The sequence below is a fragment of the Paenibacillus sp. FSL M8-0228 genome, from assembly GCF_038007385.1.
Lineage (GTDB): Bacteria > Bacillota > Bacilli > Paenibacillales > Paenibacillaceae > Paenibacillus > Paenibacillus polymyxa_D.
On sequence record NZ_JBBOXA010000001.1, the window covers coordinates 2660947 to 2676239 of the forward strand.

General features: G+C 46.6%; 11 protein-coding genes. 9 read left to right on the forward strand and 2 right to left on the reverse strand.

Annotated features, from left to right (window positions below; genetic code table 11):
* Nucleotides 1–103: 103 nt before the first annotated feature.
* Nucleotides 104–838, forward strand: a complete 735-nt coding sequence (locus MKY98_RS12215; protein ID WP_069011141.1) for a thioesterase II family protein — start codon at nt 104–106, stop codon at nt 836–838.
* A 19-nt stretch (nt 839–857) separates the two neighbouring features.
* Entirely contained in the window at nt 858–1712 is an 855-nt protein-coding gene (locus MKY98_RS12220) for a sugar phosphate isomerase/epimerase family protein (RefSeq protein ID WP_039275066.1), read from the forward strand.
* A 93-nt stretch (nt 1713–1805) separates the two neighbouring features.
* Here MKY98_RS12220 and MKY98_RS12225 read toward each other — a convergent pair whose 3' ends face one another.
* On the reverse strand, nt 1806–2174 hold the full coding sequence (locus tag MKY98_RS12225) for a DUF423 domain-containing protein (protein ID WP_069011139.1): 369 nt from the start codon (nt 2172–2174) through the stop codon (nt 1806–1808).
* A 276-nt stretch (nt 2175–2450) separates the two neighbouring features.
* On the opposite strand from MKY98_RS12225, the gene MKY98_RS12230 reads away from it, so the two are divergent.
* The 5 genes from MKY98_RS12230 to MKY98_RS12250 all read left to right on the forward strand — a co-directional run bounded on the left by MKY98_RS12230 (nt 2451) and on the right by MKY98_RS12250 (nt 10455).
* A complete protein-coding gene (locus MKY98_RS12230; protein WP_029515031.1) occupies nt 2451–5438 on the forward strand; it encodes a glycoside hydrolase family 48 protein in 2988 nt (995 codons plus the stop codon).
* Between the two features lie 139 nt (nt 5439–5577).
* Nucleotides 5578–6081, forward strand: coding sequence for a ferritin (locus tag MKY98_RS12235; protein ID WP_039275069.1), 504 nt, complete (start codon nt 5578–5580; stop codon nt 6079–6081).
* A gap of 290 nt (nt 6082–6371) precedes the next feature.
* Nucleotides 6372–6920, forward strand: a complete 549-nt coding sequence (locus MKY98_RS12240; protein WP_029515029.1) for a GNAT family N-acetyltransferase — start codon at nt 6372–6374, stop codon at nt 6918–6920.
* A gap of 290 nt (nt 6921–7210) precedes the next feature.
* Nucleotides 7211–9238, forward strand: coding sequence for a S9 family peptidase (locus tag MKY98_RS12245; RefSeq protein ID WP_069011138.1), 2028 nt, complete (start codon nt 7211–7213; stop codon nt 9236–9238).
* A 113-nt stretch (nt 9239–9351) separates the two neighbouring features.
* Nucleotides 9352–10455, forward strand: a complete 1104-nt coding sequence (locus MKY98_RS12250) for a DNA alkylation repair protein (protein WP_069011136.1) — start codon at nt 9352–9354, stop codon at nt 10453–10455.
* A gap of 126 nt (nt 10456–10581) precedes the next feature.
* Here the strand turns inward: MKY98_RS12250 and MKY98_RS12255 are convergent.
* A protein-coding gene (locus MKY98_RS12255; protein WP_341011432.1) for an IS1182 family transposase occupies nt 10582–11942 on the reverse strand; the annotation gives its coding sequence in 2 pieces (ribosomal slippage) (nt 10582–11375 and nt 11375–11942; 1362 coding nt in all).
* 276 nt (nt 11943–12218) lie between these two features.
* On the opposite strand from MKY98_RS12255, the gene MKY98_RS12260 reads away from it, so the two are divergent.
* Together MKY98_RS12260 and MKY98_RS12265 are read left to right on the forward strand one after the other, a co-directional pair.
* Nucleotides 12219–13808, forward strand: a complete 1590-nt coding sequence (locus MKY98_RS12260) for an acyl-CoA synthetase (protein WP_069012580.1) — start codon at nt 12219–12221, stop codon at nt 13806–13808.
* Between the two features lie 47 nt (nt 13809–13855).
* Entirely contained in the window at nt 13856–15088 is a 1233-nt protein-coding gene (locus MKY98_RS12265; RefSeq protein ID WP_029516797.1) for an aminopeptidase, read from the forward strand.
* Nucleotides 15089–15293 lie beyond the last annotated feature (205 nt).

Sequence of the window (15293 nt, forward strand, 5' to 3'; positions counted from 1 at the left end):
TCAACCTTTCTTCTGGGATTTGCAAAATATTTGAAATGGGTAAATATACCTTTTTATGCTAAAATGAAAAAGTTAGAACTTAGCAAGGCAGGAGGTTGCAAGAATGGCACCTATCACATTATTTTTCATCCCATATGCAGGCGGATCGGCGTCGGTCAGCTTCAAATGGAAAAAGTCGCTACTTCCGCAGATTAAGCTTGTTCCACTGGAATTAGCGGGCAGGGGTATTCGTTCTGGGGAACCGCTAAAGGAAAGCATTGAGGAGATGAGCGAGGATCTGATGCACAAGATCAGCGAAGAGATAGCCCCCGGCAATCCTTATGCCATATACGGCCACAGTATGGGGACGATGATCTCATTCGAGCTGTACTACAAGCTGGTGGCCGGTGGATATGGCAAGCCTGCTCATCTGTTCGTTTCGGGTGGACGGGCACCGCATGTCCCAAGAAATTCCTCGTGGTTACACGATCTGCCCGCAGATCAGTTCAGGACGCATTTGCAGCGGTACGGTCAGCTTTCGGAAGCGATTTTTGACAATCAGGAATTATACGACTATTTTATGCCCGTGTTAAGAGCGGATTTCAAAGCTGTTGAGTTGTATAAGTACACGGCTAAAGCCGCACTTTTACATTGTCCTATCACCGCTTTGACGGGAATGACCGATAACACGGTGACCTTACAAGATGCAGAGGCATGGGCACAGCATACGGATCAGCAATTTCGTATGTTTACCTTTGAGGGAGGACACTTTTTTATTCATGATGAAGTGGAGCGGATTACGCACATCATCAATGAGACCTTGGAGCAGATTACGGTAACAAGTAGCATACAAAAATAAAAATAAGAGGTGAATTTTAGTGACAGTAGGTGTATTGGCACATTTGTTTGGCAAGTTGCCTTATCGCGAATTGGCTGCAAAGGTAGGCGCAGCGGGCTTTACTCATGTTCAGCTGGCTCCGTGGAGAGCGATCAGTGATGTGGATTTTAATAAACCGGGTAAGTTCAATCCGGGATTGGCACTGTCTATCGCAGAAGAATTTCGTAAGCATGGTGTTTCCATATCGGTGCTCGGGTGCTATTTGCATTTTTTTGTACAGGATGAGGAATTGCTGCGTGAAAATGTAGAGCGCTTTAAAGAGCTGATCCGATATGCGGGTCTGTTAGGAGCACCCATGGTTGCAGCTGAAGTGGGACGTAATGAGGATGGTACCGCCTATACGGAACGTGACTGGAGAGTTGTAAGGGAAGTAGTGCGTGAATTAGCAGATGAAGCGGAGAAGTGGGGCGTATTCGTAGGATTGGAAGCTGCAAACGATCACTTGGTAGGAACTGCCGTAGAGTTGGCTACCTTTCTGGAGGAAGTGCCCTCTTCACACATCGGTGTTGTGATTGATCCTGGTAATCTGCTGAAAACGGAAAATATGGCGCAGCAGGATGAGATCATTCGGGAAGCTTTCCAACTGCTGGGCCCCCGGATTATCGCTGCGCATGCCAAAGACCGGCGTTTGTCATCGTCGGGTGAAATTGAGACGGTGCCGCCGGGTTTTGGAGACATGAACTATGGCCTCTACATGGAACTGCTGGAGCAGTACAAGCCGGGGGTTCATATTATTATGGAAGCTGCTCAGGAGCATGAGATGGCTGAATCCAGACGTTATATCGAAGGACACCGGATAGCCGCTCAGAAAGCGCAACAAGTGCAGACGAAATAATGTATTCTATCATAATACTCAGGAATGCTACGTTAATAATTCGAGAGACTTGGAAGCGCCTCCTTTTCCAAGTCTCTGTTTCTTTACCCTTGTTTAACCCTGCACAACCGCCACGATCACAATGACCCAGCTTGCCAAAAAAGCCAACCCGCCAATGGGGGTGATTGCTCCAAGCTTTTTCACACCGGATATACTAAGGGCATACAGACTACCGGAAAATAGGAGAATACCCACCAGCATAACCCAGCCTGCGGTTACGATGAGAGAAGAATGGACAAGTCTGTCAGCAAGAACTCCAAGCAGCAGCAAACCCAGTCCATGAGCGATTTGATATTGAATTCCTGTCTGGAATATGCTCATCATGTCTGCGGAAAGTCTCTTTTTCAATGCGTGTGCGCCGAACGCTCCAAGCGCTACGGCTAAAAACATCACGATACAACCAAGCAATAGCAAAATTTTCATGTTTTAACGCCTCCCTGTGAAATAGTACCGATTCCAATTGATTTCGTCAATTTTCCTTGTGAAACTCTAAACATATATAATTTTTCGACTCTCATTTGGCGCCTAGTGTGGTATATTTTTTCCAGGGCCAATGCGAAGCATTTGGAGCAATAGACAGCGTGTCCTCCACCTTTTTTATGGGAAAGTGAGGTGATGGTGCTGTCTTTTTGTGCTGTCATTTTTCGGAATAAAATCTTGTGTAAAGTCAAAATTGATAATGGAGAGGATGAATGCAAAGTGATCAGCAGAAAATCCGTGTTCAGGAAATCTGTCTCTATGGTCATGTCAGCTATTTTGGTACTTCCGTTAACCTTGGGCTTATTTCAGGCAGAACCCGACCGTGCATCAGCTACAACACCGGAATCGACACGCTTTCTACAATTGTATAAACAGCTGAAGGATCCGGCTAGCGGATACTTTTCAAAAGAAGGCATACCTTATCATTCCGTTGAAACGCTCATGAGCGAGGCTCCGGATTACGGACACTTAACGACTTCGGAAGCGTACAGCTACTGGATGTGGCTGGAAGTACTGTATGGTCATTATACCGGGGATTGGGGGCATTTGGAATCCGCGTGGGACAACATGGAGAAATATATCATTCCTGTTAATGAAGGCGACGGTAAGGAAGAGCAACCGACAATGAGTAACTATAACCCGAACAGCCCCGCCACTTATGCAGCAGAATATTCGCAGCCGGATCAGTACCCAAGCCGCCTAAGTGGTCAGTATGGTGCTGGCAAGGATCCACTGGACTCTGAGCTGAAGGCAACCTATGGCAACAACCAGACTTATCTGATGCACTGGTTGTTGGACGTGGATAATTGGTACGGTTTCGGAAATCTTCTGAATCCGTCGCATACAGCAGCCTATGTAAACACCTTCCAGCGCGGGGAACAGGAATCGGTCTGGGAGGTTGTACCACATCCATCGCAAGACAATCAAAAGTTTGGCAAGCCTAATGAAGGCTTTATGAGCTTGTTCACCAAGGAAAATAATGCCCCGGCTCAGCAATGGCGTTACACGAATGCCACCGATGCAGATGCACGGGCAGTTCAAGCGATGTACTGGGCTAAGGAATTGGGATATGACAACTCCGTATATTTGGATAAAGCCAAAAAGATGGGAGACTTTTTGCGTTACGGCATGTACGATAAATACTTCCAGAAAACCGGAAGCGCTTCCAATGGAAGTCCAATTGCTGGTACGGGCAAGGATGCCAGTCTTTATCTGATGGCATGGTATACATCCTGGGGCGGCGGACTTGGCCAAAGCGGCAACTGGGCTTGGCGTATTGGTGCCAGCCATGCACATCAGGGCTACCAAAATGTCGTCGCAGCATATGCGTTGTCCAACCAAGATGGTGGATTAATACCGAATTCACCAACGGCGGGACAGGATTGGGCGACCTCGCTGAAGCGCCAACTGGAGTTTTATACTTGGCTGCAATCCGATGAGGGGGCCATTGCAGGCGGAGCGACGAATAGCTGGGATGGTGCCTACAAGGCTTATCCATCTGGCACAAGTACCTTTTATGGCATGGCTTATACAGGGGCTCCTGTATATAACGATCCACCGTCGAATAACTGGTTCGGGATGCAGGCTTGGCCTGTCGAGCGAGTTGCCGAGCTGTACTACATTTTAGCCAAGAAAGGGGATACTTCGTCCGAGCAGTTTAAAATGGCTAAACAAGTGACGGAAAACTGGATCGCATGGTCCAAGAACTATGTATTTGCCAACGAACGGCCTGTGACTGACGTGCAGGGATATTATTTGGATGCACAAGGCAAGCGTATTCTGGGTGGCAAAAATCCGAAAGTGGCTACTACAGCAGCTAAAGGCGAATTCTGGCTGCCGAGCAATCTGGAGTGGAGTGGAAAGCCTGAAACCTGGAGCGGATTTGCCAATCATAAAGGGAATACCAATCTCCATGTGGTAACAAAGAATCCGGGGCAGGATGCCGGAGTACTGGGCAGCTATGTTAAAGCACTTACTTTCTTTGCTGCTGGAACGAAAGCTGAAAAAGGAGACTATTCCGAGTTAGGCAAGGAAGCTAAGGATCTGTCTAAAGCTTTGCTTGATGCTGCATGGGGTTATAACGATGGTATAGGTATTACAACGAAGGAAGCTCGCGAGGATTATTATCGTTATTTTACTAAAGAAGTGTATATCCCGAACGGCTGGAGTGGTAAGACTGGACAAGGCAACACGATCCCTGGCACAGACGCTACCGCTTCTGACCCGTCCAAGGGCGGCAATGGTACCTATTCCAGCTATAGCGATATCCGGCCTAATATCACTAAAGATCCGCAATGGTCCTATCTTAAAGATAAATACACGACTTCTTGGAACAATCAGACCAAAAAATGGGATAAAGGTGCTCCAGAATTTACGTATCACCGTTTCTGGTCCCAAGTCGATATGGCAACGGCTTATGCTGAGTATGACCGTCTCATTAACGGTAGTGGACCAACCGAGCCGACAGCTCCCAAAGCTCCGGCAAATGTGAAGGCAAACGCAGGGGATGCTCAGGTTACACTCACTTGGAGCAAAGCGACGGGTGCCGATAGCTATACGGTCAAGCGCTCGACAACCAGTGGTGGTCCTTATACCACAGTAGCAACGGTAACAGACAGCACTTACAAGGATACAGGAGTGCTGAATGAAACCACTTATTATTATGTAGCAAATGCAACAAATTCTTTAGGAACCAGCCCGGATTCTGTCGAGGTCAGTGCTAAGCCTACGGCAGCTCCCATTCCAGCAACGGGAGACGTGATTGCCCAATACCGCGTGGGCGACACTAATCCGGGAGATAACCAGATTCGGCCACTGTTCCGTGTTGTAAACAAGGGTAAAGAGGCTGTCGAACTGAAAAATGTTAAGCTGAGATACTACTATACCGTAGATGGCGACAAGTCACAGGAATTCCATTGTGACTATGCACAGTTGGGTAGTAGTAACGTTCAGGGACGTTTTGTGAAACTGGATAAGGCCGTTACAGGTGCAGATTATTATCTGGAGATCTCCTTTGGAGCTGGTGCGGGAAGTCTGGCAGCAGGGGAAAATACAGGAGATATTCAAATTCGCATGAACAAGACGGACTGGAGCGACTATAACGAAAGTGATGATTTTTCCTATGATTCTACCAAGACCTCTTATACGGATTGGGACAAAGCACCTTTGTATATAAACGACAAACGTGTTTGGGGCCTGGAGCCTTGATTGCGAACTGAGTGTGGAAATCGCGGGCGGAATGTGAGAGCACTGAACTGGATTCATTTCCGTCCGTTTTTTTGTGATCGGATTCGTGGTACACTATGATCGTTACATCATTACATACATGACCGAGGTGACCTGAGACATGAATGACAATTTGGCACAGGCTCTGAATGAGCAAATGAACTTTGAATTTTACTCCGCTCACGTATATCTGGCGATGGCTGCTTATTGCTCCAGTGAAAGTCTGGATGGGTTTGCAAACTTCTTCCTAGTACAAGCTGAGGAGGAACGGTTTCATGCCATGAAACTGTATAAATACATTAATGACCGTAGAGGACGTGCTACATTGGCTGCATTACCAGAGCCCAAGAACAGCTACGATTCCATGCTGGACGTATTTGAGCATGGCTACAAGCATGAGCAGCAAAACACGCAAAAATTTTATCATTTGGCTGACTTGGCCCTCGATGCACGTGAGCATGCAACGATCCATTTCTTGAAATGGTTTATTGATGAGCAAGTCGAGGAAGAAGCGCTGTTCGACAGTGTTATCCAGAAGCTTAAACGCATTGAAAGAGACAGCAACGCCTTTTATATGCTGGACAGCGAGTTTGCCAAACGCAGCTTTACTGCCCCTGCGGAGTAACACTGCAAACATGTTGTGTTTGAAAATGCCTGAGGCATGGACAGCATTTTATTCGTCAAGAAAGTAAAGGAGCCCGGCTTTCGGGCTTTTTTGCGTTGACTTTGATTTACCGAATGCCCCTCTTTCGAGGGGATATTGTTATTTTAAATGGAGTTATAGAAAAAATTAATTTGTCGCTGGATGGTGAGCATGCTACAGTTATTTTAACTTTTATATCTGATTAAATAGATAGGAATAATTATATAGTGGTTCACGCGTTTTATAAAAACACTATAAGGAGGCGGGTTAGTATGAGTGAAATCTATCGTCTGGCACTCCAAGAGGACGCAGAAAGATTGCAGTATGTGACGTATGAGGCGTATGAAACAATTCGGCAGTTGGGGCTTCGATGGCCTGCCGCTCAGGCAGACGTTGCTCTCATTCAAGAAAATATTAAAAATAATGATTGCTATGTGCTGGAAGTAGACGGTGTCATTCAGGCTACCGTTAGCCATCTCAAAAATAGAGCCCTTAATTTTATAACCGATCTACCGTTTGTGATGTGGTTTGCTGTAGACCCGGCTACCCAGGGCAAAGGATATGGGAAAAAATTGTTGAATTGGGTAGAGCAAACGATTATACGTGATCAGGTGGGAGCTCCTGCAGTAACACTGGCGACTGCAGAAAAGCATCCCTATTTGCTATCCATGTACGAGCGTTGGGGATATGAACGTATCCATGCTTTTGACCATGGAACAGGGGACGGGACGATGCATTTACTGCGTAAAGTGGTGAATCCTGAATTATTCTCCACTTACATTCGTGAAAAAAATGAAGCCGAGACAGCCAACCAAAATTAGACCCGATCAACCGGAACAGACGAAGCCGATTCGTTCGCTGAAAGGGGCTTGGAGCGAATGAATTTTCAGTTATGATTGATGAATAACGTTACCCTCTCTCATGAAATTAACCGAAATAACGGTATTTTCTGGTCGATAGCGACTGAGAGAGGGGCTTTTTAATTTTGGACAAATTGACAGAAATAAATTAAAAGAGTAACGTAATTGTATAATTATTATAATCACATAAAATTAATCGGATTAATTAAAATTTGAAAATGTGGAATCTGATGATATAAGGAGGGATTTTTTTGGGCGACTCGCAATTTAGCACGACCAAGCGCTGTATAACAGCCGAGGATTTATATCGACTTCACTGGGTTAGCGATCCAGTTATTCATCCTATTAGTGGTGAAATCGCTTACGTAGAACAGTATATTAATAAAGAACGGACAGATTATAACTCAGGAATTTGGCTATTATCGTCCGATGGCGCTAGCGCATTACCCTTTACATACGGACCGAAAGATGAAATGCCTGTCTGGTCACCCGACGGATCACAACTAGCTTTTCTCCGTACAACAGACGGCAAGCGCCAGGTATGGATTATTCCAGAACGCGGGGGAGAGGCACGACAGCTTACATACGTAGAGAACAACGTTCGTTCATTAGCCTGGTCTCCTAATGGGACCTGCATATCGTTTGTAGCTAAAACGGCCGAGAACCCGTCAAGCCCGATATCCGATGAAGGAACTCAGGAGGCGCAACTTAAGGGACGAGTTGTTAATCGAACGAAAGCTAAATCCGACGGCTATGGACTGTGGGATGATACTCGTGATCACTTGTATGTAACGGATGTGACTTCGGGGCACACAGTTCAACTGACTTCCGGCGCTTATGATGCGGCAGAGCCTGTGTGGTCACCGGATGCTCAACGTATTTTATTCGTCGCCAGAATAGCAGAACATTCGAAAGAGGATACGGATTTACGTGAACTAAATGATTTGTTTACGATAACTCCTGCGATTTCAAATGATGATGCCGCAGCACCGCTTAAGCTGACCTATACTGAACTGCACATCGAGAGTGCTGCTTATTCTCCCGACGGTTCAACGATTGCCTTTTACGGCCATGATCGACATGCCAAAGGCGCTACTCAGACCCGACTGTACACGGTTCCTTCCAGTGGGGGGACGGCAGTATGCGTTAGTGAGATGCTTGACGCTCACCTTGGTAATGCGGGTATGAGCGACATGCGTTCACATCTTCATATAGGACCACCACGCTTTAGTGCCGACGGTCAATCCCTGTACACGCTGGTTACACGTGAAGGAAATGTGCACGTATATCAGTTTGCTCTTGATGGAACTTTTAAAATTTTAACGCAAGGAGAACGAGAAATTTACCAATTCGAGCTTACATCGGATGAGCAGCATATCATTGCCGCTTCCACCGATGTAACTTTACCAGGCGATTTGTTCCGGATTGCGATTCATTCAGGAACTGAGGAACGGCTGACACGAGTAAATGATTCTTTGCTTGATGAGATTGAGATTAGTGTGCCTGAGTGCTTTTGGACGGAGGTTGAGGATGGCCGACGGGTGCAGGGATGGGTAATGAAGCCTGCTGGGTTTAAGGAGGGAGTATCCTATCCTGCCATTTTGGAGATACACGGTGGCCCTCATGCCATGTATTCCAATTCTTTTTTTCATGAATTTCAGTTGCTGGCCGCTCAGGGATATACAGTCATCTACACGAATCCCGGAGGAAGCCGAGGGTACGGACAGTCTTTTACCAATGTCGTCCTTAGAGATTACGGCGGACGCGATTACACTGATCTACTGAGCGCAGTGGACGAGGCTATACGCCAGTTCCCATTCATTGATCCGGAAAGGCTGGGTGTAACAGGGGGCAGCTATGGTGGCTTTATGACAAACTGGATTGTTGGCCATACCGATCGTTTCCGCGCAGCTGTAACCCAGCGCTCCATATCTAATTGGCTGTCAATGTATGGAGTGAGCGACATAGGGTACTCGTTTACTGAAGATGAAGTCGGCGGGAATCCGTGGGAGGATTGCGAGCTCTTGTGGAGGCAATCTCCGCTGGCTTATGTGCAGCAAATTAACACACCGCTGCTCATATTGCACGGGGAGCAGGATCTGCGATGCCCTATAGAGCAGGGAGAACAGCTGTTTACAGCATTGCGTCGCTTGGGGAAACCTACGCAATTTGTCCGTTTTCCAGCTTCAAGTCACGAGCTTTCACGAAAAGGGCACCCGCAGCTTCGCGTGGAACGACTGCAACGCATTACCAATTGGTTTGCCCAACACGAATTATAAGTTAAATCGATTTCTTGTGTTGATGTAAAAATGTCAGGTCCTCATCATAGGACTTGGCATTTTTAGTATGCCTTGCTACAATTCTCTCAACCTCATTCAAAAGGAGATATATAATGGCTGAGCCCTTAAAAAATATGTACACGGAGAATTTTCTTCAACAATTCGGTGAAAAAGTACAGTCTGCATACAGGCCGTTCGATACCATCGGATTTATCCATCAAGTGATGGATGAAAAATGGGATGAGCTGGAGCTGAAAGAACGAATACGGCGTATTTCGTTAACATTAGGGGCATTTTTGCCCAGTAATTATGAAGAAGCTCTGGGTATTCTTTTTAATATAGATGAGCATTGCAGTGGTTTTCCGTACTTGTTTTTCCCCGATTTTGTGGAGGTGTATGGGCAGGGAGAAGGGGATTGGGACCTGTCCATGAAGGCGCTGGAGCGATTCACATCTAGGTCCTCTGCGGAGTTCGCCGTAAGACCCTTCCTCCTGCGTGAACCGGAACGGATGATGCAGCAAATGACGACCTGGGCGGGACATCAAAGTGAGCACGTTCGTCGTCTTGCCAGCGAAGGCTGCCGTCCACGGCTACCCTGGGGACAGGCGTTGCCTGTGTTTAAGCGCGATCCTGCTCCAGTATTGGCTGTATTGGAATTACTGAAAGCCGATCCATCACTATATGTACGTAAAAGTGTAGCCAACAACCTGAACGATATTGCCAAGGATCATCCTGATGTGGTCATTGCTACGGCTCAACGGTGGAAAGGGACACATCCTGACACCGACTGGATTGTGCGTCATGGCTGCCGGACCCTGATTCGCAAATCTATCCCCGAAGTGATGGCAATGTTCGGCTATGCGGATGAAACAGACGGGGGACCGTTGGTCACGGGTGCCTCTTTCACCACAGACCTTACCGTGCTAAAGCTTGGTGATAGCTGTGAGTTGAGCTACGCGCTTCAGCTTCGTGAAGGTGACCCGGTACGAGTCCGCATCGAGTACGGCATTGACTTTGTAAAGGCGAGAGGACAAGTTTCACGTAAACTGTTTTTGCTATCTGACAAAACGGTCCCCGGAGGAACCCATCTTACAGGTACACGGACACACCGTTTTGCAGACCTGACAACTCGTCGCCATTATGCGGGAACGCATCGGATTGCGTTGCTCGTAAATGGTCAGGAAGCGGCTTATACAGGGGTAGAACTCCAGTTGTAGATCAAGATTGCAGTGAAGAAAAAGAGCCTGAGATCAGGCTCTCAGATTGTCGAGAAACCCCGTCATTTTGAGACGTGGGTTTCTTTTTTACATCATAATGCTCTGGTCTCTGGAGAAGCAGGGGGGTTACCCCTGTTTCTCCAGGCGATCTAGGTGGATCGCCATCTTCTTCATGTTCTGCACGGCTGCCGTCATAAGGGCTTGTTCCCTGACGTTTGGAAGACCGCGCAAACGGCAATAGCGAAACCCATGGAGCTCTTTGGCATCCGCGAAGCTTCGCTCAATCGTCTCTTTTCGTTTGCGGTACAGCTTTTTACCAGATGGGCTCAGCCGGTTGCTCCGTACCCACTCTTTGCTGTCTTCCCAGACATGCCGAGTCACCACTTTGCGGTGGTTTCGAGACTGGGTACACTGACTTAGCAGTGGGCAATGCTGGCACTGAGCTGGGTCAGAGGCATACTGCCGGTATCCCTTACGGTCCGTCGTTCGGTAGGGCAGTTCCTGTTGGGCTGGGCATCTATACGCATTGCGTTTGGCATCGTATTCAAACTTCCATTTCGGAAACAGTCCTTGTCTGGGATGGAATCTTCGGTGAGCAATCACGGCAAAAATCTTTCGGTTCTGCAAACCTCGGCAAATCGGCGTTGTTAAATAACCTGAATCTAGTGCAACAGCTTCTACTTGAAAACCAAAACGTTCTCTTTGGCGATCCAAACGGGACAAATAGGGGACAGAATCATGTACATTCCCCGGTGTCACATGCACGTCCGTAATCAGATTGTACTTCATATCCACCGTGCGGTGGTCCAGATAGAAGAAGCCTTCGGGCTTGCCATCACGGATCATATAGCCGCTGTCCGGGTCTGTTTTGCTCACTTTAATTTCTTTTTCTTCGTTCACTTCCTCTCGGGATTTTAAGGCTTTTTTCCGTGGTTTCTCCGGTCATCCTTCACCGCTTCGTTCAGCTCGTCCATATAGTCTTTAGTATTCTGCAACACTTGTTCTTTGGTGTACTGGTGCCTGTTAGCATTGGCTTTGACGTGTGTGGAATCGGTGACGAGAACACGCCCACCCACCATTCGGTGAGAGATCGCCTGCAGCACAATTTCATCGAAGATATCTTGAAAGATCGTGGTGTCTTTAAAGCGAGTACGACGATTCCAGCTAATCGTCGTATGGTCCGGAACTTTATCCGTTAAGCCCAACCTCAGAAACCAACGATAAGCTAGGTTCGTCTGAATTTCTCGCTCGAGTTGCCGTTCTGAGCGAATGCCATAGAAATAACCGAGAAAGATCATTTTAAACAATACGGTAGGATCAATGGCAGGACGCCCGTTGTCTGCACAATACAGTGGTCGAACTTTATCATCGATAAACGAAAAATCGATATACTTATCTACTTTGCGGAGCAAGTGATCTTGAGGAACCAGATCTTCGATGGAAACAAATTCGTAGGATTGTTGTTTTTCGCGGTTGGAGCGTAGCATATCAACACCATCCGTTCTACAATAGTTACCTATATTATACAACATTAACGCGGTGTCGTCTTAAACAAAATTAACATAAAATAGGCTGTCGAGACTTTCTCGACAGCCTGAGAGCCTGAGATCAGGCTCTTTCTTTTTGTTGTTGGTTTTACCCAATTTATTTTTTTCCAAAAAAATGATTAAAAAATGATTCTGGTATTAGAACCTGGTACTAAGACGTGTTATACTACAGTAAGAAAGTGGATCTCATCTTATGTATAAAGGGGAAGGTATAATTTGACAGATCAACAACAATGGCTTGCGCCTGAATATTACAATATGACTTCGGAAATGGAACACCATGAGGCTGATAAAACAGCACTTAAGTGGCTGAGTGAGACAGGAGAATACGAAGAAATCACCTATGGAGAGCTGTTGAAAAAGGCTAACCGACTGGCTGGAGGACTCGCAAGTCTGGGATTTAACAAAGGTGACAGAGTTCTGGTCGTAGTACCACGGCGTATTATTGCGTATGTAATTTATATAGCCTGCTTGAAGCTGGGGCTTGCTGTCATTCCATCTTCAGAAATGCTGCGTGCCAAGGATATTGCATATCGTCTTCGCCATTCTGAAGCACGCGCAGTCATTGCCTGGAACGGAGTAACAGGTGAAGTGGACAAAATAAGCGATGATTTGCCTACTCTGGATTATCGTATCGTGGTCTCCGGGGACGACACGCCAGATGTATCTGGCTGGCTCGTGCTGAATGAGCTGATGGATGGACAGGAAGATACTTTTGAAGCTGTGAAGACGCACCGTGACGACATGGCCATTCTGGCCTATACTTCGGGCACCACGGGAAATCCTAAAGGTGTTGTACATAGCCATGGCTGGGGATATGCTCATCTGCGGATAACATCACCATGGTTGGATATTCGAGCTTCAGACGTAGTATGGGCTACAGCTGCACCAGGATGGCAAAAGTGGATTTGGAGTCCGTTTTTATCTGTACTGGGGAATGGAGCGACCGGATTCGTATATAATGGTCCGTTTCGTCCGGGTCGCTATTTGCAGTTCATGCAGCAGTACGGAATCCAAGTGTTGTGCTGTACGCCGACAGAATATCGGATTATGGCGAAAACGGATGGTTTGGATCAATATGATCTATCCCAATTGCGCAGCGCAGTTTCTGCGGGAGAGCCTCTCAATCAGGAGGTCATTAATAAGTTTCAGGAGCAGTTCAACATTACGATTCGTGACGGCTATGGTCAAACGGAGAGCACATTAATTATTGGTAATTTAAAGGATGCACCTCTGCGTACAGGCTCGATGGGCAAATCTATTGCACCGGGACTCGTTGAGGTCGTAGACGAGGATGGCATTCCGCTGGCTCCGGGGCAAGTGGGCGATATTGCGGTACGCGCTGATCTGCCGGCATTATTCCAAACGTATTACCATGATCCAGAACGCAAATTAACTAGTGTCCACGGAGATTATTTTGTTACGGGAGACCGGGCTCGCAAAGATGAGGATGGATATTTCTGGTTCGAAGGACGTGGGGATGATATCATTATCAGTTCTGGCTATACCATTGGTCCTTTTGAAGTAGAGGAAGCGCTTATGAAGCATGACTCCGTGCAGGAATGTGCTGCCGTAGCCAGCCCTGACGAGATCCGTGGACATGTTGTAAAGGCTTTTGTCGTACTCAAAGCTGGGGTAGAAGGATCACCGGCGTTAGTGAAGGAACTGCAACATCATGTGAAAACATGGACGGCGCCTTATAAATACCCACGAAAAATAGAGTTTATTAAAGAACTCCCTAAAACCAGCTCAGGCAAAATACGAAGAGTGGAGCTGCGTGAACTGGAGAAGCAATCCGTACTGTAATGATGAAATTATTCAATATAATCAAAACGGAACAGGAGCGTGGAAAAATGAGTACATTTGAATCATTGTTGGAGCAATACGCAGAACTGGTTGTAAGAGTAGGGGTTAACATTCAGCCTGGACAGGTGTTTTTGGTAACTGCACCACTGGAAACTGTTGAGTTTACACGCCTGATTGTCAGCAAAGCCTATGAAGCAGGCGCTAAATATGTACAGGTAGAGTTTGAGGATGATTCCATTACACGTAGTCGTTTTGAACATGGTGACGAAGCTAGCTTCGATTACTACCCTGCTTGGAAGGCAGAAATGATGGAGAAATTTGCCGAAGAGGGTGGAGCCACACTAACGATTAAAGTGCCGAACCCCGATTTATATCAAGGTATTGATCCACAAAAGGTATCTCGTGCGACTAAGGCGGCAGCTACGGCGAGAGAAAGTTTTTCCAAATATACCCGAAATCATAAAATTAGCTGGTGTTTAATTAAAGCGCCGACGAAGGCTTGGGCCGATAAAGTATTTGCAGATGTAGCAGAAGAGGATCGTATACGTGTCATGTGGGATACAATCTTCCAAATGAACCGTGTAGATGGCTCTGATCCTATTCAGAATTGGCAGAAACATTTGAAAAACCTTGAACAGGTACAAGACAAGCTGAATCATAAAAAGTATAAAAGTCTCCACTATCGTGCACCAGGAACAGATTTGCGAATTGAACTGGCTGACGGGCATATTTGGCGCAGCGGCGGTGGGGAGAACGAGCGCGGAGATTACTTTGTCGCGAATATGCCGACAGAAGAAGTGTTCACGATGCCTAAGCGTACAGGTGTGAATGGTCATGTCACAAGTACCATGCCACTCAATTTAAATGGACAACTGGTGGATCGCATAACGTTTACCTTTAAGGACGGTAAAGTCACTGAATATACAGCAGAATCCGGCGAGCAGCATCTGACTCATTTGCTCGCTACGGATGAAGGGGCCAGCTATTTGGGAGAAGTTGCGCTGGTGCCGCACGATTCACCGATCTCCAATCTCAATCGTATTTTTTACAATACAGGTATCGACGAAAATGCCTCCTGTCACTTGGCCCTAGGCAGTGCGTATCCATTTAATATGGAAAATGGGACACAAATGAACCGGGAGGAGCTGCTCCAGAACGGTGCCAATGTCAGTCTGACTCATGTTGACTTCATGATCGGCTCAGCTGAGCTGGATATTGATGGCGAACTGCAAGATGGAAGTAAAGAAGCCGTGTTCCGCAAAGGAAATTGGGCTATTTAGTCCTTTTCTCAACCTCAATTCAATCAACCCGCAAACGATCTCATTCGTATGCGGGTTTTTCTATTCCCTAAATCTCAAATCACTCCTTGTTTTGTGAAATATAAAGTGCTAAACTGAGTTCAAACAAAAATTTAAACAATGTTTTAATTGTTGTTTGAAAAGTTGCTTATATAAAGTTGTCCGTTTCATTTGTCCGTTATGATTG